Genomic DNA, 18,327 nt, shown 5'->3' with positions numbered 1-18,327 from the left:
GGAGAAACGATCTGGTCGCGCGCCCTTCCCAGTCGCTCGATCCGATGAACGACGATCGCCATGGGCGATCCGCCGGGGAGAGTAATGTTGTGCCGCTGCCGCCCGCGCCCAGCGAGCGGCCTAAACCGTCGCGCGAGAGCCAGCGCGGCCTTGACTGGTTCATCTTCTTTCTCGCCGACGTGCAGACCGGATTCGGTCCGTTTATAGCGGTTTACCTCACCACGCAGAAATGGACGCAGGTCGAGATCGGCTTCGTGCTGTCGATCGGGGGGATCATCGGCCTGCTCGGGCAGATGCCGGGCGGAGCCGTCGTCGATGCCGCCCGTTCCGAGCGGCTGGTAGCGGGGCTCGCCCTCTCCACCATCGGCTGCGCCGCGCTGGCCTACGCCTTGTGGCCGATCTTCCCGGTAGTGACGGCGGCCGCAACGTTGCATGCGCTTGCGAGCTGCGTGCTGGGTCCGGCCATCGCCGCCATTAGCCTCGGCCTGGTCGGGCCGCTTGCGATCGGGGAACGGCTCGGGCGCAATGCCCGTTTCGCGTCCCTCGGCAATGGTTCAGCGGCGGCGCTGATGGGCGCATGCGGCTATCTGTTGTCAAGCCAGTCGGTCTTCTTCGTCACCGCCCTTCTTGTAATTCCCACCTTGTTGGCGCTTGCCCGGATTCGCGGCCAGGAAATTAACGTGGCGCAGGCGCACGGTGCCTTGAGCGAGGACGGCGGCGGCACCACGGCCGCCGACAAGGAGGCGACCAGTGTGCTTCGTCTCCTTCGGCAGCGCCCGCTGCTGATCTTCGCCGGCGGCGTATCGCTGTTCCAACTCGCCAACGCCGCCATGCTGCCGCTGATGGCCGGCGTGGTCACGACACGATCGGCTCAATGGGCGCCGGTGCTGATTGCGGCCTGCATCATCGTACCTCAAGCGATCGTCGCGTTGACCTCACCCTCGGTCGGACGCAAGGCGCAGGCGTGGGGAAGGCGGCCGCTGCTGCTGTTGGCGTTCGGCGCACTGGCAATCCGTGGCCTGTTGTTTGCTGTCGTGAGCGATCCCTTTCTTCTGGTTCTCGTGCAGGTGTTCGACGGCATTACCGCGGCCGTGCTCAGCGTGATGGTGCCGCTGATCGTGGCCGATGTCGCCTACGGCAGCGGCCACTTCAATCTGGCGCAGGGAATCGTCGGAACTGCGACGGGCATTGGTGCTTCGCTGAGCACGGTATTGGCGGGCTATATCAGTGATGTCTTTGGCAGCAGTGTCGCGTTCGTCGGGCTGGCGGGGATCGCAAGCCTTGGCCTTACGGTGATCTGGGCGTTCATGCCGGAGACCCGGCGGACTGAGATTCGAGCGTGAGGCGCACGGTCAAAAGTGCCGCGATGACCAGCGACGCGGCGACGCCGGCGATGCAGGCGCTCCATCCGAAGCGGTCGAACAACTGGCCCAGCACGGCGCTGCCAACGAGGCCGCCGAGGAAATAGCAGGCGAGGTATGTGCCGCTGGCGATGCCGCGGTGGTCGCTGGCGGCTTGGCCGACGAAGCTGGTGGCGCAGGCCTGCGCGAAGAACGTGCCGACGCCCACCAGCACCATGCCGGTCAAAACTTCCGGGAGATGCGAAGACAGCATCAGCGGCAGGCCCACAGCGGCGACCGCAAGCGCGCCCCAGATCGCCGGCCGCGTGCCAAAGCGCGCTGCTGCCCTGCCGGCGAGCAGTGTCGTGAGCACGGAAGGCGCGAAGACGAAGTAGACAAGGCCGAGATCCATCCGTCCGAGCGAGAGCGGCGCACGCACCAGCACAAAATTGACAAAAGTAAAGGTCCCGATGAAGGCAAACAGGATGCAGAAGCCGATAGCGAAAGCCGAACGTAGCGCCGGATTACGCCAATGCTCGATTGTTGCCGCGAACGGCGATCGTGTCGCGTGCATCGCGTGCATCGGCTCGACCCGATGGATGGTGAAATAGACCAGCACGGCGCCGGCGAGATTGAGCAGCGCGAAGAAATAGAAGTTCGAGGCCAGCCCGAGCGTATCGACCACCGCGGCCGATACGAGCCGGCCGATCAGATTGCTCGCGACGTTGCCGGTGATATAGGCCGCGAACGCGCCGCCCGCATCCATCGAACTGCATTGCTCGCCGAGGTAGGCCAGGGTCAGAGCGAACGCCGAGGCCATGCAGAGGCCCTGGGCGATGCGAAGTACCGTAAACGTCGTGAGATCAGGCGCGATCGCCAGCAACGTGGTGGGGATTGCGAGCACGACCAGGCTGACGAGAATGCCGATCCGGCGATCGATATGCGGGCTCAGGAAGCCGACAACAAGGCTGGCGACGGCCATGCCGATGGTACTGGCATTGACCGCGATACCCATAGCAGCCGGGGTTACATTGTAGTGCCGGGTCAACGAAGGAAGAATGGCCTGCGTCGCGAACAGATCCACCACGGTCAGAAACGCCGTCAGGCCAATAACCAGGGATCGCAGCGCTGCGCCCGGCGAATGACCATGGATCTCCATCGTTTCGGATTTCATCGGCGCGGACATGCTGGTCATGGTGCTTCAACATCTTATCGAGAAAGAAGGATGTGACGCCTGGGCGTGTGGGGCGACACGGGACCCCAGGCCGTCACATCCTGCAACGAGACGTCGGGTGGCGCTCGTTACAGCTCCTTACATATTGTGGTCGTGCGGATCCTTGCGGACGTCGCCGACATAGAGAATGACGGTCTCCTTGCCGAGATTCTTCCACCAGTGCGAGGTGCCGGCGACTTCCGGCCTGATCTCGCCGGCCTTGTGCACGATCGGCTCCGAGCAGTTGCTGGCGTATTCGACAATCTCGCCCTGTTGGATGTAGATCAGCGCAGGCCGGTCGTCATGGCTGTGCCAGGGCACAATGCCGCCGGGCTCGATGGTCAGCTTGCGGAAGCGCAGCTCGCGATCGTTGATCTTGGCCGGCTGCTTTTCGAGGTTGATCGAGCCGAGCGTCACATCGGTGACGCCGACCGGCTTGTGGTCGACCATGGCGCGTACGTTGGGCTGCATCTTGGCGGCCGGGCATTCGCCCGCGCTGGCGAGGGAGGTCATCGCAAGCGAGCCTGCGACAAGCGCGGCAAGTGCGAGGCCTTGCCGGATCGGGCGTGACGTGATGTTCGATATGGACATGTCGTGGTCTCCTCTTCAGGTTTGCCCCGGCCCTGAACGAACCGGCCGGCTACATCCACAACAATCATCGAATTTGCGTGCAGGAGGAAATGCCGGTTGGCTCTCAACTCCATAGCGCTGCGCTATGTCGCTAGCCGTGGCCGAGCATGTGCTTGATGTCGGAGGAAAACGTTGGATAGGCGTAGACGTTTTCCCGGATCTGGCGCGCGGTGATGCCAAAGCGCATCGCCAGCCCGAAGATGTTCACGAGCTCCTGCCCGGAATGCCCGACGAAATGGGCGCCAAGGATGCGGTCGGTTGATCGATCGACGATCACCTTCGACCACGCAACGGTTTCGGCATAGGTCTTCGCGGAGAACCAGTCGAGCATGTCGTTGACGTGGACGTCGATCGCAAAACCTTTCTGTCTGGCGACGGCTTCCGTCAGGCCGACCGAGGCGAGCGGCGGCACCGTGTAGACAGATGTCGCCATGCTGGCGTAGTCCGGGCTGTATTTCGCGCGTTCGACGATGTTTCGGCCGACGATGTCGCCCTCATAGGTCGCGATCGGCGACAGTTGCGGGGAGGTCGGTACCGCATCACCACAGACATATACGTTGGGATTGGAGGTCGACCGCAAATGGCCGTCGATCGCGACGCGGCCATTGGCGTGTTCGACCTGGCCTGCGGAGAGATCCAGCGTATCGACATTGGCGATGCGTCCCGCGCCGTTGACGACGCGGTCGGCCTCGGTTGCGTGCTCGGCGCCGTCATGGCTGAAGACGACACGCAGGCGGCCGTTCGCCTGTTCAATTCGCTTGACGCTCACTGTGGTTCTGAGGCGTATGCCGATGCGCTCGCTCTCGGCCTGCAAGCGCGCGACGGCGTCGGCATCCATGGCCGGCAATAGCTGCGGCAGCGCTTCGAGGATGGCGACGTCAGCGCCGGCGCGGGCATAGACGTGGCCAAATTCGAGCGCGATGACGCCGCCGCCGATGAAGATCACGGAAGCCGGCAATTCGCGTTCGCTGAGCATTTCATCCGAGGTGATCATGAGCTCGGCCCCCGGAATTGGCAGCGGTCGCGGCTTTGATCCCGTCGCAATCACGATTTGCCTGGCCTCGAGTATCCGGCTTCCGACGCGGACGGTATTGGGGCCAGTGAACGCGCCGTGGCCCTTGATGACCTCGACATTGCGCTTGGCCATCGCGCGGGCGAGATTGGCAGGAATGTCCTTGATCATGTCCTTCTCGCGATCGATCAGCGCGGCCCAGTCGAGTTTCGGCTTGCCGATGGCAATGTGATGGATGGATGCGCGCTCGATTTCGTGCAGCGCGTGTCCGGCGGCGACCAGCACCTTCTTCGGGGTGCAGCCCCGGTTCGGGCAGGTGCCGCCGAGCAGATCGGCCTCGATCATCGCGACCGACATTCCCGCGCGCCGGACCGGTCCGGTGACGCCGATGCCGGCATTGCCGCCGCCGAGAACGACCACGTCAAATTTCTCTGATGTCATCGAACTAACCCCTCCGTTGGCAACGCCGGATGCGATCAGGCCACGCCGGCTGCGCAACCTGATGAGCTTACGTCGAGCGGCCCGACGCTGTTACTTGGTTGCGATGGTCGAGGTGATCGAGCCCACCACCTTGGTCGCCATCTCGAACTGCGCCGCTCGGTCCCTGATGTTGTGGCGCCTGGCGATCCAGCCGAAATCGGTCCAGACCGCCCAGACGTCGCCATTGTCGTCCTGCGTCAGCAATAGCCGGACCGGCCAGTCAAGTCCGGCGTTCGGGTTCGAGGTGATGAACTGCGTCCCGAGCGGTGGATTGCCGAACACCAATAACGTCGAGGGACGCAGTTTTATGCCGGCTTCGGCCGCAAGTTTCGACTGGTCGATCTCGCTGAAGAACTTAATGCCCTTGGCTGCGATATCGGCCTTGATGCGGCTGATCGCCTCAGCCATCGGCACCGCGCTCTTGACGCGAACGATACCGTCGTCGCTGTCGGCCCGTGCTGCCGACGCGACGGAAAGCACGAGCGCCGTCAGCAGCAGCGTGGCGAAGAAATTTGCAAAGCGGTTCGTCGAATGGCGTGTCATCGGAAATCTCCTGTCGGTGGCGCATGCCCTCCGCATGCCATCGAGGAGAGGATGAGCGTTCCGCCGGCCGATATGAAATGCGCATCCGCTCTCAAGTCGATAGCGGCGGACTATCGGTGCCGCTCAATACGCCATGGCTATCGAACCGATTGTGCAACGGCATTTCAAATCAACGGCCGTCCATCCTCTGATGGGTCAGCGCCCGATTGGCGGGCGTGATGTCAATCTTGAGGAATTTCCCATGACCACCCTTTCCAAGACCCTGATTGCCGCTGCGGCCTTTGCTGCCGTCGCCACGACCGCCTTCTCGCAAGTTCCCTGGGAATTCAATCCGGGCATGGCCTACATGTATGCCGGCCCCGGCAAGATGTCGGCGATGGCCATGGCGGCCACGCCCAAAAACCACGACGCCATGATGAGGAACGCCAAGAAGGTGCCGAACAACACCGTGTTCTTCATGGACAAGGGCCAGCTCTATTCGACCTCCGGCATGCTCGACCCGACCGGCAATTTCTATCTGCCCTGAAGCGGGAGCGCTGCAGCGCTCGGGCCGCCCTTGCGGGGCGGCCCGAGCCGGAAAATAATACAGAAATGCCGGAGCAAGCCATGACGACAACCCTATCGCCAGTCAACGCCGAGCGTCTCAAGGAAGCGTTCCAGCAATGCCGCGACATGGAGGGCACCTTGCGCGAGCAGCTCGAGGCCTACGCCGCGGCGGGGAGGGAGATCTTTCCGGCCTATGGCGAAGCCGTCGACCGGCTGGTGACGCGGCTCAATGAGAACGGCGGCGGCGAAAACGCGCCAAGGCCGGGCGAGGTGATGCCGCCGTTCCTGTTGCCGGACGAAACCGGCCGGTTGATCAGCCTGAAATCGCTCCTCGATCACGGTCCAGTCGCCGTGATGTTCTACCGCGGCCATTGGTGCCCTTACTGCGGGCTGAACGTGCGGGCGGTGATCCAGGCCCAGGACCGGATCAGGGCCTTGGGCGCGCAGACGGTTGCGATCATGCCGGAGACGCAGGCCTATACCGAGAAATTCAAATCCGAGGCCGAAGCGCCGTTCCCCGTACTGACCGATCTCGACAACGGCTACGCGCTGTCGCTCAATCTCGCGATCTGGCTCGGCACCGAAATCCAGCGGCTGCTTTCGTATCAGGATATGGCGAGTTTTCAGGGCAATGACGGCTGGGTGCTGCCGATCCCGGCTACCTTCGTGGTCGGCCGCGATGGATTGGTGAAAGCCCGCTTCGTCGATCCCGATTTCCGCAAACGTATGGAAATCGACGACCTGATCGCCGCGTTGAAAAGCGCGAGCGAGGAGCGATAGCAATATCCCTTAGCGGGAGGCGCGCTTGCGCTTCGTTGCCTGGGCCTTGCGTATATTGCGAGTCCGCGCGCGCCGCATGGCCGGCGTCGGCTTGGCGCGTTCGGGTACGTTGGGCCGATCCGTCGCCTTGAAGCGGTCACCGGAAAGATGGCGCGGCGGTGCGCCAAGAGTTTTGAGAACCTTTCGCGCATCGGCAGTATCTGGCACCAGACGGGCGCCGACGCGATGGGCATGCTCCTTGCTGATCAGCCATTTCTGAGTATCCCAGGAACCGCTGCCGCGCTTGCCGGCGACCCGTTCGATTCCGCCTTTCTCTCCGATATCCTAGGTGCGGAACGTCTTGAATTCTCGCCGCGGTCGCACCTCGATATGGAAGAAGCTGCCGCCGCTGCGGGCTCCGGGCTTGGCGCGGCGTCGCCCCTCGGGCTGAGCCCTTGCATGGGCTTGCGCCGACATGCCGCGCCCTGCCGTGCGCGCCTTGCTAATGTTCTTTTTCGCTGCGGCCTTTTGCTTTGCCGTTGCCATCGTGAACTCCCCACTGTTGGTTCCGACATGTTGTCAACACGAGGATTCTGGCAAGGTTCCCGCTTTCCAGGCGATTCGATCTCAACGTTCGATGGTGCCTGAACGCCGAATCTTCTTCTGCAACAGCATCACGCCGTACAGCAGCGCTTCGGCGGTCGGCGGGCAGCCGGGAACATAGATGTCGACAGGAACGATGCGGTCGCACCCGCGCACGACCGAGTACGAGTAGTGGTAGTAGCCGCCGCCGTTGGCGCACGAACCCATCGAAATCACATAGCGGGGTTCGGGCATCTGATCATAGACTTTGCGGAGCGCGGGAGCCATCTTGTTGCATAGAGTACCGGCGACGATCATTACATCCGACTGCCGTGGACTGGCGCGGGGGGCAAATCCAAACCGTTCGGCGTCGTAGCGGGGCATCGCCATCTGCATCATTTCGATCGCGCAGCAAGCGAGACCAAATGTCATCCACATCAACGAACCGCCGCGGGCCCAGGTGATCAAATCATCGGCGGCGGTAACGAAGAAGCCTTTGTCGCTGAGCTCGCTGTTCAATCCGGCAAGGAAGTAGTCATCACGCATCGGCGCGCCGGTTCCCGGGTCCAAGATTCCCCTTCCGGAGGGCGTGATCAATGGTCGGGAGTCCTGCATCTGGTTGCGCCCACGGGTTGTTTGCGATGCTTACGCTTTCCCATCTATGACAGCAGAAACTTCGTACAGGTGCGGATCGATCTCGCTCGTGATTTCGTCGAAGTGGCCCCACTGCTTGCGAAACTCCGGCGATTGATGGGCCGATCGCAGCAGATCGCTGTTCTGCCATTGCACGTAATTGACGATGCGGCGTCCATCCAGACTGCGATGCAGGCTGATCGAAATGAAGCCCGGCTGACGCGCCATGAAGCGGGCGCGCTCGGTCATGACCGACAACGCCTCCGCCTGCTTGTCGGGCTCCGACTCGACGATCGTGATCTGGGTAACGTGTTGTCTGTCGGCGTGGATCTGCGGCATGGCTGATCTCCCTTTGATCGAAACCGGGTTCAGCGCAGCTTTGTGGGGCAGCGCCTGGCGCAGGTCCCCATGCGTTGCTGGCGCGGGCCGGCGTCGGCGACGCCGGCCCGCAGTTTCAATCATGGCGACTTCGCCTCAATTACGGAAATTCCGGGAAGGGGAAGCAGTTCCGGAAATTGCCTGAGGCCGTGCAAGACTCCCGAAAACAAGATTGCTGCTGCGGCACAAGCGCGGCGGGCGGTCGACCGGATACAGGCCTTCATGGAGGTGGAACCGGTCGAAAAGTCTTCGAGAATGAAAAATTCCCGGGAAGAAAATCTCGAAGAAACCCCGGAACGTGATCGCCCGTCGATGGTTATGTCGGCAAGGAGCAAGTAACCTTCATGGAAAGGCGAAAATGCTCCTAAGGCCCCGTCATTTTGCGATTTCAAATGGCGGGGTCGCTCTTTGTTGAGCAGCATTCAACGCGATTTTGCCGGGCGGAACGCCGCATCAGCGGGGCGGTTGCATGCCCGGGGAAGTCAGCCAGTTTCTGATTTCGACTGCCTTCCTCATTTGCAACGCCTTGCGTTTGGCGGCTTCCTTGTCATCGCCGGGCGGAAGGCTATCCGCGGTCTCCTGTAAATCCTCAGCGATCTGTTCCCAAGCTTTGCGGTTCGGGCGTAGATGAGGTTTCATCGGTCCCTCCGACTCCCAGCCATGTTCCCTATGTGGTGCGGCCGTCCCGGATTGTAAGGGGACCGACGTCAGTGGAAATGCGGCAGAAAAGCGGGCCAATCCCGGCGGACCTTTACGGAGTTCCATTCCTGTCGATGAATTGCTGCCAATTGGTGCCGCGCAGCATTCGCATCACGGTGGACGCCACGGCAGTCCGTTCACGCCCGGCCACGCCGTAAAGGTTTACCGTTCGCCGCGCATCCAGCCCTTCGACGCCGGCGCGCTTCAGCGTCGGCGGGATCGGCGCCGTATCGGGCACCACGGCGACGCCGATATCGGCCTCCAACAGTTCGATCAGATCGCGCTCGGATGCGATCTCGTGGCTACGATCGACGTCAAGGCCGTGTTCGCGAAGCGAAGAGTTTAACCGCGCTGCGTGCTCGCAGTAGTTCCGCGACAGCAATTGTTCGGCGCGAAGATCGCCGAAATCGATCTTGTCGCGCGCCGACAACGGATGATTCCTGTTGATGACGAGCTGAAAGTTTTCAGTAAACAGCGGCCAGGTGTCGAGCCGGTTCCAGTCCTCGCTGATTTCGGCGGCAATGCCAAGCTCGGCTTCGCCCTTCTTGAGATATTCCGCGACTTCGCGGGCGTTGCCGCGCAAGAAGCGAAACTCCAGACGATTGAACATCCGCTTGATCTGCTCGAGATGCGGAATCAACAGCGACAGATCGACCGAATGGGTCAGTGCGATCCGAAGCGCACCGACTTCGCCGCTCTTGAAGGAAGAAGCGAGCTCGCGCGCGCCGGTCGCCGCCTCATAGCATTGCTTGAGCAGCGGATGCATGCGCTGTCCGAGTTCTGTCAATTGCGCGGCGGGGCGCTCGCGGCGAAACAGGTCGCCACCGAGTTCGGCTTCGAGCTGCTTGATGGCCCGCGTCAGCGACGGCTGCGTAACGTTGCAATCGTCGGCGGCGCGCGTGAAGTTGAGCACGCGCGCAACCGCAAGGAAGTAGCGAACCTGATGCATCTCCATGGCCGTGCCCCGGTCTGTCGTGCAGGAAAGCTACCCGATTGCGCCCCCCGATGACTACCCAAACCGCCATAGCGCCAGCGTATGGTTTTGGAAGCCAAACGGCATTTCCTTGAAGCCGTGCCCCGTGTGCAGATTTGCGGAAATGGTCTCGTTACGACGCTGACCAGCCACACGAAAGGATGGCCCATGAACATTCAGCTCAAGACACAGGACGCTTCGGCCTTGCGGCCGCTGACGGGCAAGGTCTCGTTGGTCACGGGCTCGACCAGCGGTATCGGGCTCGGGATCGCCCGCGCGTTGGCCGACGCCGGTTCGGCCGTGGTGCTGAACGGGCTCGGCATCGCTGCAGAGATCGCCAAGACCCGCGATCAGCTTTCCGCTGAGTTCGGCGTCGAGGTCAGCCATTCCACGGCCGACATGACGAGCCCCGCGGCAATCGCCGAGATGATTGCTAACACGGTCGCCAGTCACGGCCGGCTCGATATTCTGGTCAACAATGCCGGCATTCAACACGTCGCGCCGCTCGATCAGTTCCCGGTCGAGAAGTGGGACGCGATCCTGTCGATCAACCTGTCATCGGCGTTTCACACCACGCGGCTCGCATTGCCGGCGATGCGCCAGAACAAATTCGGCCGCATCATCAACATCGCGTCCGCCCACGGCCTGGTCGCGTCGCCGTTCAAGGCGGCCTATGTCGCGGCCAAGCACGGCATCGTCGGCCTGACCAAGGTAGCGGCACTGGAGACTGCGGAGGACGGCATCACCTGCAACGCGATTTGCCCGGGCTACGTCTATACGCCGCTGGTCGAAGCGCAGATCGACGGCCAGGCCAGGGCACACGGCATTTCCCGCGAGCAGGTCATCCACGATGTGCTGCTGGCGCAGCAACCGAACAAGCGTTTTGCCACCGTTGAAGAACTCGGCGCGCTCACGGTGTTTCTCGCCAGCGACGCGGCGGCGTCGGTCACCGGCATCGCGCTGCCGGTCGATGGCGGCTGGACCGCGCACTAGCGCAACGAATTTTCAGAGGGAGCGTGACATGAAGGACGTTCAGGACGTCGGTGCTTCGCCGAACTTGCGAGCGCTGGCCAGGTCCGAGCCGGGTCAGATCGTGTTGGTGCTGCAGGGCGGCGGCGCGCTGGGCTCCTATCAGGCCGGCGTCTACCAGGCGCTGCATGAGGCGGGGATCGAGCCGGACTGGATCATCGGCACTTCGATCGGCGCCATCAACGCCAGCCTGATCGCCGGCAATGCGCCGCCGAACCGGCTGTCGCGCCTTCGCGAGTTCTGGAAGAAGATGGAGCAGAATCCGGTCTGGAGCTTTCGCGACATCTTTCCGGGCTTCAACGAAAAGCTTTCCTACTGGTCGACCGTGACCAACGGCATTCCGGGTTTCTTCAGGCCCAACCCGCTGGCCCATGCCGGCGATTCCTATCCGCTCGGCGCCGACAGCGCCGGCTACTACTCGACCGCGCCGCTGGAGCGAACTTTGAGCGAGCTGGTCGATTTCAAGCTGGTCAATCAATGCACCCCGCGCCTGACGGTCGGCGCCGCCCACGTCCGCACCAGCCAGATGAGCTATTTCGACAGCCGGGACTGCGAGCTCGGCGTCAGGCACATCATGGCGTCGGGCGCGCTGCCGCCGGCATTCCCGGCGATCCGCATCGACGGCGAGCTTTACTGGGACGGCGGCATATTGTCGAACACGCCGACGGAAGCTGTCTTCGACGACAATCCGCGCAAGAACTCGCTGATCTTCGCCGTGCACCTTTGGAATCCGTCCGGCGCCGAGCCGACCACGATGGCGGAAGTGCTGAACCGGCACAAGGACGTGCAGTACTCGAGCCGGATCGCCAGCCACATCGCGCGACAGCAGCAGGCGCATCGCCTGCGACATGTCATCAACCAGCTCGCGGCGCGCTTGCCGGAGGCCGAGCGCAACAGCGAGACGGTGCGGGAGCTGACGGGTTATGGCTGTCCGACCCGGATGCACGTGGTGCGGCTGCTCGCCCCGCAGCTCAGCCGGGAGGACCACACCAAGGACATCGATTTCAGTCCGTCCGGCATCATGCAGCGCTGGGACGCCGGTTACCGCCACACCAAAGCAGTCCTCGAGAAGAAGCCCTGGGTCGGCGAGTTCGATCCGCTGTCCGGCGTCATCCTCCACGAGCAGATGGAGGCGATGCCGGAAGCGGCGGAGTAGTGGGGAGTTATGCGGCGATGGAAGGCGCGACCGTCTTGCGGTAGAGCGCGTTGTAGCAGGCGGCCGAAAGATCCCAGCTAAACGATCGCGCCATTGCGTTGCGCCGCATCGTGTCGAGCCGGTCCTTGGCGCGGAAGGCTTCGAACGCCCGCTGCACGCCGCCGAGAAACGACTCCGGCGAGGGCTTCGAAAACAGGAAACCGGTTTCGCCATCCTTGATGGTTTCCGCCAACCCACCGGTCTGGTGACCGATCGGCAGCGATCCGAACCGCTGCGCATACATCTGGCTCAGCCCGCACGGTTCGAACCGCGACGGCATCAGCGTGAAATCGCTGCCGGCAAACATTCGCCGCGCCTGTCCGTCGTTGAAGCCGATGACGACACCGATCGCGTCCGGCCGGCGCAGATGTGCCTCGACCAGCGCCTTCTCGATGTGGGGCTCGCCGCTGCCGGTCACGACGATCTGGCCGCCGGCATCGATGATTTTATCGGCGGCCGACAATACGAGGTCGACGCCCTTCTGGTGGACCAGGCGGGCGACGAGCGCGAATATCGGTCCGCGTGACAGCGCCAGGCCAAACTGCTTGCGGACGTAATCCGCGTTCGCCTGCTTGCCTGCCCAATCGCCGGCGCCAAAGGTCTGCGCCAACTGTGCGCAGGCCCGCGGATCCCAGCTTTCGTCGATGCCGTTGAGGATGCCGGTCAGTTGGTCGGCATCCGAGCGGCGCTTCAGCAGGCCTTCGAGGCCGCAGCCGAGCTCGCGCGTCGTGATTTCCTTCGCGTAGGTGGCGCTGACGGTGGTCAGATGCGAGGCGTAGACGAGGCCGCCCTTCAGGAACGACACGTGGTCGTAGAATTCGAGCCCGTCGATGTGGAAGGAGCTTTCGGGCGCCCCGATGCGGCGCAGCGAGTCCGGGGGAAACAGTCCCTGATAGGCGAGGTTGTGGATGGTCAGGATCGAAGGAACCTTCGCCCCTTTCCAGGCCAGGTAGGCCGGCGTCAATGCAGCCTGCCAGTCATTGGCGTGGACCAGGTCCGCTGCCCAATTCTTGTCCACCTTGCCCAAGGCAAGTTCGGCGGCGGCCGACGCAAACCGTCCAAAGCGGATGTCATTATCAGGCCAGTCCTGGCCGGATTCATCGCCATAGGGATTGCCGGGCCGGTCATATAATTGCGGGCAGAGCAGGACGTAGACCGGCAGGCCGTCCTTTGTCGCTGCCCGCCCGACCGAGCAGGCCGGCATCTCCGCCAGCGCGTCACATTGTCCAACGATATCAATATGGGTGAGTTGCTCGACGATGTCGCGGTAGCCGGGCAGCATGACCCGGACGTCGCTCCGCCGGCGAAGCGCCCGGGGCAGGGCGGCCGAGACGGCAGCGAGCCCGCCCACCCGGACGAAATCATCCATTTCCGTAGTGATGAATAAGACTCTCAAAGGAACGCCCTCTACCAGCCTTGATGAGGGGAAATGCAAGAAAGGGTCCAGTTTACTCCAAGGGTCCAGTTTACCTGGCGATAATGCCGGGCCCTCGCTATCGGTTCCTAGCTAAAGGCTTTCCTGTCGCGGCGGCGCCCTTTAGGGTCTCGCTGCGCCAACAACAAGTGCCGTCAGGCCCGAGGAGCTACAAGATAATGATGACGATAGCCGGTAACGATCAGAGGAGTATGACAGGCAGCTTTGCAGGCCTACGCGTCCTCGATTTCTCAACCACGATTGCCGGGCCTCACTGCACACGCATGTTAGCCGATATGGGGGCGGAGGTCATCAAGATTGAAACCGAGGAGGGCGAGACGATGCGCACCCGCCCGCCGGTGCGGAACAATTGCTCAACCGCGTTCGGCCAACTCAATGTCGGCAAGAACAGCCTGGTTCTGGATCTGAAGTCGTCCAAGGGTTTGGAGGCGGTTCGCCGATTGGTCGCGAATGCTGACGTGCTGGTCGAGAATTTCCGTCCGGGGGTGATGCGGCGATTGAAGCTCGATTACGCTTCCCTGCACAGTCTCAATCCGAAACTGGTCTATTGCTCGATCTCCGGATATGGCCAGACAGGGCCGTCGGCGGAGCTGCCGGCCTATGCGCCGGTGATTCACGCGGCGTCGGGCTATGAGATGGCGCATCTGGCTTACCAGCCCGGACGAAGCCGGCCGGACTATTGCGGCATCTATCACGCCGACGTGCTGACCGGCGTATATGCGTTCGGCGCGATCTCGGCCGCACTGTATCAGCGCACGGCAACCGGGCAGGGACAGCACATTGACGTCTCGATGCTGGAAGCCATGCTGAGCCTGACGCTGAACGAACTGCAATGGTCGCAATTCGACGTGAAGCCGACGCAACGGCCGATGTTCGGTCCGATCGAGACGACGGACGGCTATGTCATGATGGCAATCGCCAGCGAGAAAACCTTCCAGAGCCTGATGCAGGTGATCGGTCATCCGGAGTGGGTGAGCGATCCGCGCTTTGCCAAATATTCCGATCGGAGAGAAAACTGGACGAGCCTGATGGAAGGAGTGGAAGCGTGGTCGCGCACCGTGACGACCGCGCAATGCCTCGCCGCGCTCAATGCGCAAGGTGTCCCGTCGTCGGCCTACCGCACCGTGGCCGAAGCGTTGCGCGATCCGCAGATTGCCCATCGCGGCGCGTTGGCCGAGGTCGAGGACGGCGGCGGCACCTTCAGGGTGCTCAACCTGCCGTTCCGCATGTCGGGTGCCAAGGTGTCGGCGGCGAAGCGCATGTCGACGCTCGGTGAGCACACGCGGGCGTATCTGAAGGAGACCGGCCTGTCGGAGGATGAAATCGCATCCTTTGCCGGGAAGGCGCAGATCGCCGTGCGCGGCTGACAGCGCGCGTCGCGACGCAAGGGTGTCGATGCTGCGGCTTTTCATCCGCGGCTTGCAAACGCCCTTGCCCGCGACGGCGTTTCCGGACAATCTCCGATAGCCATCGACGATCCGGAAAACCGGACGAACGAACGACACATGGGAGGGAACATCAATGAAAGCGGCGATCCGTTCGAGCGCGCTTGCGCGTATATTTCTTGTGGCGGGATTTGGCGTGGCATTGTCGGCGATGCCCGCCAGCGCGCAGAAGGCAGGCGGCAGCATCACCGTCGGTCTCGAACTCGATATTCCCGGTTTCGATCCCTTGAAAGTCGGTGTTTACGACACCGCGGCACTTACCGCGTCATCGGCAATCTTCGATACGCTCACCTATCTCGATGCCAACGGCAAGCCGCAGCCCAAGCTCGCATTGTCCTGGTCCAGTTCGGAAGACTTCAAGACCTGGACCTTCAAGCTGCGCCCCGGCGTCAAATTCCACGACGGCACGCCGTTCAACGCCGAAGCCTACAAGGCCAATTTCGACCGGCAGAAGGATCCTGTCAACAAGTGCCGCTGTGCCTTCTATATCTCCAACATCAACAACGTTCAGGCGCCGGACGAACTGACGCTGGTCTATAATCTCAAAGACCCCTCGGTAAACTTCCCATCGTTGGTGTCTTACGCGAGCCAGAACAGCGCGGTTCACTCCCCGACCGCCTGGAAAACCAAGGGCGACGACTACAACCGCAATCCTGTCGGCACCGGCCCCTACATTCTGAAATCCTGGACGGCCGGCGATCGCATGATCCTGGAGAAAAATCCGGACTACTGGGACAAGGACAAGGTCAACTTCGACCGCATCACGCTGAAGCCGCTGCCGGACGCGCAATCGCGCTTTGCCAGCCTGCAATCCGGCGAGGTCGACCTGGTCTGGGATGATGAATATTCCGCCGATAACATCCAGAAGGCGCAAAAGGACTCCAAGTTGACCGTGCACACCTATGCCGGTTCGGGTGCAGCGGTTTATGCCATGAACACCAAGACACCGCCGTTCGACGACGTACGCGTGCGCCAGGCGCTGGTCATGGCGCTTGACCGCAAGAAGATGTCGCAGGCCATTACCAATGGTCTCGCTAGACCCGCCAGCAACCCCTATGGCGAAGGCTCCTGGGTCAAGTGCAAGGACGACGGCGCGCTTCCCGAAGACCTCGAGAAAGCCAAGGCGCTGATCAAGGACTACGGCAAGCCTGTCGAGTTCAAGATGCTCGTCACGGCGACGCCGCGTGGGCGCACCGTTGGCCAGGTGCTGCAACAATTGTGGAAGCGGGCCGGTGCCAACATGGAGATCGAGCAGGTCGACCAGGCGACCATTCCGCCGCGCGCCTTCATGCGCCAGTTCCAGATGACACCGTGGCGGATCGTCGATCTCGCCGATCCTGACATCCAGATGTATGCCAATTTCCGCACCGGCAGCCCGGTCGCGCTCGCCAACTACTCCAATCCGGAACTCGACAAGCTGCTTGATCGCGCGCGGGTCACCGCCGACCAGAACAAGCGCATTGAGGACTATTGCGAGATCACGCGGCTGATCAACAAGGAGGCGATCTGGTTCTGGACCTTCCAGAACACCTACTACGCAATCTCGAGCGCCAAGGTTAAGGGACTTCCCAAGATGTATAGCGGGGTGATCGACGTATCACGCGCCTGGAAGGAATAACCGCTTATGACGTTCTTCGTCGCACGCCGGCTCTTGTACCTGTTGCCGGTGCTGATCGCGGTTTCGCTGCTCACCTTCTCCATCGCGTCGCTGCTGCCGGGCGATCTTGCGTATACCATCCTCGGCGACCAGGCGACGCCGGAGAACGTGGCGGCGTTGCGGCACGACATGGGGCTGGATCAGCCGATCTGGTGGCGCTACCTGAGCTGGCTCGGCAATGTGCTGCAGGGCGATTTCGGCCGTTCGTTCCGCACTGGGCAGACAGTGTTGCAGGCGGTCGCCGAGCGGCTGCCGGTCTCGATCGAACTGATGTTGCTGGCACAACTCGGTGCGCTTGGAATCGGCGTTCCCCTGGCGATCATCTGCGCGGCGCGTAGCGGTGGACCGTTCGACCGCTTCATGACCGGCACTGCTTTCGGCATGCTGTCGGTGCCGACCTTCCTGTCGGCGATCCTGCTGATCTATTTTTTCGCGGTCGAACTGCGCTGGCTGCCGGCCACCGGCTATGTGCCGTTTGCCGAAGACCCGCTCGCCAACCTGCGCTTCATGGTGCTGCCCGCGCTGACACTGGCATTGGCGGAATGGCCGACCATCATGCGCGTGCTGCGTTCCGACATGATTGCGACCCTGCAGGAAGACTATATCGCGCTCGCCAAGGCAAAAGGCCTGACACCGGCGCGAATCCTCTTCGTGCATGCCCTCAAACCATCATCGCTGACCTTGGTCACGATCACCGGCATCAATATCGGCCGGTTGATCGGCGGCGCTGTCATCGTCGAGACGATCTTTGCGCTTCCCGGCATTGGCCGGCTGCTGATCGGCGCGATTCTGACGCGCGATCTGATCATTCTGCAGGGGGTGGTGCTGTTGGTCGGGGCGGGCTTCGTCATCATGAACTTCATCGTCGACATGCTCTACGCGGTTCTCGATCCCAGGATTCGCCATGGCCACGCTTGAACTCGATGTTGCCGAAGTGGCCGTAACCCAGCCCGCCCGCAAGGGCCGGCGGCTTGGCATGCTGTTCTGGGCGGCGATCGGCTGGATGACTTTCGTTTTCGCGATGGCAGTCCTTGCGCCTCTCCTACCGCTGCCGAGCCCGACCGACATGGACATGCTGGAGCGGCGGGCCCCGTTCTCGGCGGAGCATTGGCTCGGCACCGACGGGCTCGGCCGCGACGAACTTTCGCGCCTGATCTACGGCGCGCGGATTTCGCTGGTGGTCGGTCTCTGCGCGCCTGTAATCGGGCTTACCATCGGCGGCGCGCTCGGCATGCTCGCAGGCTATTTCCGCGGCCGGTTCGAATCGATCGTTGTCGGCAGCATGGACGTGCTGCTGGCGTTCCCGCCGCTTATCCTGGCGCTTGCCGTAACGGCGTATCTCGGGCAGTCGATTCTGAATCTCACTCTCATTCTCGGTTTCCTTGGCGTTCCCGCCTTCATGCGTGTGGCGCGCGCTGCGACGCTGACGCTGTCGCGGCGCGAATTCGTCATCGCGGCGCAGGCACTGGGTGCCACGCATGCGCGGATCCTGCTGCGCGAACTGTTGCCGAACGTGATCCTGCCGCTGTTTGCCTTCTTCCTGCTCGGTGTTGCCATCACGATCGTCGTCGAGGGCTCGTTGTCATTCCTCGGACTCGGCGTGCCCCCGCCGATATCGAGCTGGGGCAGCATGATCGGGGAGGGGCGCGAGAGTCTCGATGTGGCGCCGCGGCTCGCTTTCCTGCCGGCAGCGGCCATGTTCCTCACCGTGCTTTCCTTCAATCTGGTCGGCGACACCTTGCGTGCGCTGACCGACCCACGTCAGGGCGCGCTGTGAA

Annotated in this window: 20 protein-coding genes; 9 read left to right on the top strand and 11 right to left on the bottom strand. The window is 62.5% G+C overall.

Features of this window, described 5'->3' with window-relative positions; translation table 11 throughout:
- Positions 1-44: 44 nt before the first annotated feature.
- A complete protein-coding gene (locus LMTR13_RS29340) occupies positions 45-1,343 on the top strand; it encodes an MFS transporter (RefSeq protein ID WP_065730808.1) in 1,299 nt (432 codons plus the stop codon).
- On the opposite strand, the gene LMTR13_RS29335 is transcribed toward LMTR13_RS29340, so the two are convergent.
- The 4 genes from LMTR13_RS29335 to LMTR13_RS29320 all read right to left on the bottom strand — a co-directional run bounded on the left by LMTR13_RS29335 (position 1,306) and on the right by LMTR13_RS29320 (position 5,218).
- Complete coding sequence (locus tag LMTR13_RS29335; RefSeq protein WP_065730807.1) at positions 1,306-2,535, bottom strand: MFS transporter; 1,230 nt, start codon at positions 2,533-2,535, stop codon at positions 1,306-1,308. The genes LMTR13_RS29340 and LMTR13_RS29335 overlap by 38 nt on opposite strands.
- Positions 2,536-2,652: 117 nt before the next feature.
- Positions 2,653-3,144: a cupin domain-containing protein gene (locus LMTR13_RS29330; protein WP_065730806.1), complete on the bottom strand. Its 492-nt coding sequence runs from the start codon at positions 3,142-3,144 to the stop codon at positions 2,653-2,655.
- 130 nt (positions 3,145-3,274) lie between these two features.
- Positions 3,275-4,636, bottom strand: coding sequence for a dihydrolipoyl dehydrogenase family protein (locus tag LMTR13_RS29325; protein ID WP_065730805.1), 1,362 nt, complete (start codon positions 4,634-4,636; stop codon positions 3,275-3,277).
- Positions 4,637-4,726: 90 nt separating this feature from the next.
- Positions 4,727-5,218 (bottom strand): DUF302 domain-containing protein, encoded by a 492-nt coding sequence (locus LMTR13_RS29320; RefSeq protein ID WP_065730804.1) that lies wholly within the window; start codon positions 5,216-5,218, stop codon positions 4,727-4,729.
- Between the two features lie 241 nt (positions 5,219-5,459).
- Here LMTR13_RS29320 and LMTR13_RS29315 point away from each other — a divergent pair, with 241 nt between their 5' ends.
- Complete coding sequence (locus LMTR13_RS29315; RefSeq protein ID WP_065733065.1) at positions 5,460-5,744, top strand: hypothetical protein; 285 nt, start codon at positions 5,460-5,462, stop codon at positions 5,742-5,744.
- Positions 5,745-5,824: 80 nt separating this feature from the next.
- On the top strand, positions 5,825-6,544 hold the full coding sequence (locus LMTR13_RS29310; RefSeq protein WP_065733064.1) for a peroxiredoxin-like family protein: 720 nt from the start codon (positions 5,825-5,827) through the stop codon (positions 6,542-6,544).
- A gap of 324 nt (positions 6,545-6,868) precedes the next feature.
- Here LMTR13_RS29310 and LMTR13_RS41995 read toward each other — a convergent pair whose 3' ends face one another.
- From LMTR13_RS41995 to LMTR13_RS29285, 6 genes are all read right to left on the bottom strand, one after another.
- Positions 6,869-7,069, bottom strand: a complete 201-nt coding sequence (locus LMTR13_RS41995) for a hypothetical protein (RefSeq protein ID WP_197520936.1) — start codon at positions 7,067-7,069, stop codon at positions 6,869-6,871.
- 81 nt (positions 7,070-7,150) lie between these two features.
- On the bottom strand, positions 7,151-7,720 hold the full coding sequence (locus LMTR13_RS29300) for a NuoB/complex I 20 kDa subunit family protein (protein ID WP_065730803.1): 570 nt from the start codon (positions 7,718-7,720) through the stop codon (positions 7,151-7,153).
- 30 nt (positions 7,721-7,750) lie between these two features.
- Entirely contained in the window at positions 7,751-8,077 is a 327-nt protein-coding gene (locus LMTR13_RS29295; RefSeq protein WP_065733063.1) for an antibiotic biosynthesis monooxygenase family protein, read from the bottom strand.
- A 119-nt stretch (positions 8,078-8,196) separates the two neighbouring features.
- On the bottom strand, positions 8,197-8,538 hold the full coding sequence (locus LMTR13_RS42070; RefSeq protein WP_156795848.1) for a hypothetical protein: 342 nt from the start codon (positions 8,536-8,538) through the stop codon (positions 8,197-8,199).
- Positions 8,539-8,569: 31 nt separating this feature from the next.
- Positions 8,570-8,755, bottom strand: a complete 186-nt coding sequence (locus LMTR13_RS29290) for a hypothetical protein (protein WP_065730802.1) — start codon at positions 8,753-8,755, stop codon at positions 8,570-8,572.
- 112 nt (positions 8,756-8,867) lie between these two features.
- Positions 8,868-9,770, bottom strand: a complete 903-nt coding sequence (locus LMTR13_RS29285) for a LysR family transcriptional regulator (RefSeq protein ID WP_065730801.1) — start codon at positions 9,768-9,770, stop codon at positions 8,868-8,870.
- Between the two features lie 186 nt (positions 9,771-9,956).
- Here LMTR13_RS29285 and LMTR13_RS29280 point away from each other — a divergent pair, with 186 nt between their 5' ends.
- Together LMTR13_RS29280 and LMTR13_RS29275 are read left to right on the top strand one after the other, a co-directional pair.
- Entirely contained in the window at positions 9,957-10,781 is an 825-nt protein-coding gene (locus tag LMTR13_RS29280; RefSeq protein ID WP_065733062.1) for a 3-hydroxybutyrate dehydrogenase, read from the top strand.
- A 28-nt stretch (positions 10,782-10,809) separates the two neighbouring features.
- Complete coding sequence (locus LMTR13_RS29275; protein WP_065730800.1) at positions 10,810-11,973, top strand: patatin-like phospholipase family protein; 1,164 nt, start codon at positions 10,810-10,812, stop codon at positions 11,971-11,973.
- A gap of 7 nt (positions 11,974-11,980) precedes the next feature.
- Here LMTR13_RS29275 and glgA read toward each other — a convergent pair whose 3' ends face one another.
- Complete coding sequence (gene glgA / locus LMTR13_RS29270) at positions 11,981-13,381, bottom strand: glycogen synthase GlgA (RefSeq protein ID WP_236843186.1); 1,401 nt, start codon at positions 13,379-13,381, stop codon at positions 11,981-11,983.
- A gap of 257 nt (positions 13,382-13,638) precedes the next feature.
- Between glgA and LMTR13_RS29265 the strand changes: the two genes are divergently transcribed.
- The 4 genes from LMTR13_RS29265 to LMTR13_RS29250 all read left to right on the top strand — a co-directional run bounded on the left by LMTR13_RS29265 (position 13,639) and on the right by LMTR13_RS29250 (position 18,326).
- Positions 13,639-14,814 (top strand): CaiB/BaiF CoA transferase family protein, encoded by a 1,176-nt coding sequence (locus LMTR13_RS29265; protein WP_197520934.1) that lies wholly within the window; start codon positions 13,639-13,641, stop codon positions 14,812-14,814.
- A 154-nt stretch (positions 14,815-14,968) separates the two neighbouring features.
- Complete coding sequence (locus LMTR13_RS29260; RefSeq protein WP_065730798.1) at positions 14,969-16,510, top strand: ABC transporter substrate-binding protein; 1,542 nt, start codon at positions 14,969-14,971, stop codon at positions 16,508-16,510.
- A 6-nt stretch (positions 16,511-16,516) separates the two neighbouring features.
- Complete coding sequence (locus tag LMTR13_RS29255; protein WP_065730797.1) at positions 16,517-17,467, top strand: ABC transporter permease; 951 nt, start codon at positions 16,517-16,519, stop codon at positions 17,465-17,467.
- Positions 17,454-18,326: an ABC transporter permease gene (locus LMTR13_RS29250; RefSeq protein WP_065730796.1), complete on the top strand. Its 873-nt coding sequence runs from the start codon at positions 17,454-17,456 to the stop codon at positions 18,324-18,326. The genes LMTR13_RS29255 and LMTR13_RS29250 overlap by 14 nt, the downstream gene beginning before the upstream one ends.
- Position 18,327 lies beyond the last annotated feature (1 nt).

The sequence above is a fragment of the Bradyrhizobium icense genome (assembly GCF_001693385.1).
Classification (GTDB): Bacteria; Pseudomonadota; Alphaproteobacteria; order Rhizobiales; family Xanthobacteraceae; genus Bradyrhizobium; species Bradyrhizobium icense.
The sequence above is the reverse complement of the archived record's forward strand: the minus strand, read 5'-3'. Positions and strand labels throughout refer to the sequence as shown.

Excerpts from the sequence above, each read along its gene's own strand:
- LMTR13_RS29340 (WP_065730808.1), top strand. The coding sequence starts at position 45 with ATGAACGACGATCGCCATGGGCGATCCGCCGGGGAGAGTAATGTTGTG.
- LMTR13_RS29335 (WP_065730807.1), bottom strand. The coding sequence starts at position 2,535 with ATGACCAGCATGTCCGCGCCGATGAAATCCGAAACGATGGAGATCCAT.
- LMTR13_RS29330 (WP_065730806.1), bottom strand. The coding sequence starts at position 3,144 with ATGTCCATATCGAACATCACGTCACGCCCGATCCGGCAAGGCCTCGCA.
- LMTR13_RS29325 (WP_065730805.1), bottom strand. The coding sequence starts at position 4,636 with ATGACATCAGAGAAATTTGACGTGGTCGTTCTCGGCGGCGGCAATGCC.
- LMTR13_RS29320 (WP_065730804.1), bottom strand. The coding sequence starts at position 5,218 with ATGACACGCCATTCGACGAACCGCTTTGCAAATTTCTTCGCCACGCTG.
- LMTR13_RS29315 (WP_065733065.1), top strand. The coding sequence starts at position 5,460 with ATGACCACCCTTTCCAAGACCCTGATTGCCGCTGCGGCCTTTGCTGCC.
- LMTR13_RS29310 (WP_065733064.1), top strand. The coding sequence starts at position 5,825 with ATGACGACAACCCTATCGCCAGTCAACGCCGAGCGTCTCAAGGAAGCG.
- LMTR13_RS41995 (WP_197520936.1), bottom strand. The coding sequence starts at position 7,069 with ATGGCAACGGCAAAGCAAAAGGCCGCAGCGAAAAAGAACATTAGCAAG.
- LMTR13_RS29300 (WP_065730803.1), bottom strand. The coding sequence starts at position 7,720 with ATGCAGGACTCCCGACCATTGATCACGCCCTCCGGAAGGGGAATCTTG.
- LMTR13_RS29295 (WP_065733063.1), bottom strand. The coding sequence starts at position 8,077 with ATGCCGCAGATCCACGCCGACAGACAACACGTTACCCAGATCACGATC.
- LMTR13_RS42070 (WP_156795848.1), bottom strand. The coding sequence starts at position 8,538 with ATGCTGCTCAACAAAGAGCGACCCCGCCATTTGAAATCGCAAAATGAC.
- LMTR13_RS29290 (WP_065730802.1), bottom strand. The coding sequence starts at position 8,755 with ATGAAACCTCATCTACGCCCGAACCGCAAAGCTTGGGAACAGATCGCT.
- LMTR13_RS29285 (WP_065730801.1), bottom strand. The coding sequence starts at position 9,770 with ATGGAGATGCATCAGGTTCGCTACTTCCTTGCGGTTGCGCGCGTGCTC.
- LMTR13_RS29280 (WP_065733062.1), top strand. The coding sequence starts at position 9,957 with ATGAACATTCAGCTCAAGACACAGGACGCTTCGGCCTTGCGGCCGCTG.
- LMTR13_RS29275 (WP_065730800.1), top strand. The coding sequence starts at position 10,810 with ATGAAGGACGTTCAGGACGTCGGTGCTTCGCCGAACTTGCGAGCGCTG.
- glgA (WP_236843186.1), bottom strand. The coding sequence starts at position 13,381 with ATGGATGATTTCGTCCGGGTGGGCGGGCTCGCTGCCGTCTCGGCCGCC.
- LMTR13_RS29265 (WP_197520934.1), top strand. The coding sequence starts at position 13,639 with ATGACAGGCAGCTTTGCAGGCCTACGCGTCCTCGATTTCTCAACCACG.
- LMTR13_RS29260 (WP_065730798.1), top strand. The coding sequence starts at position 14,969 with ATGAAAGCGGCGATCCGTTCGAGCGCGCTTGCGCGTATATTTCTTGTG.
- LMTR13_RS29255 (WP_065730797.1), top strand. The coding sequence starts at position 16,517 with ATGACGTTCTTCGTCGCACGCCGGCTCTTGTACCTGTTGCCGGTGCTG.
- LMTR13_RS29250 (WP_065730796.1), top strand. The coding sequence starts at position 17,454 with ATGGCCACGCTTGAACTCGATGTTGCCGAAGTGGCCGTAACCCAGCCC.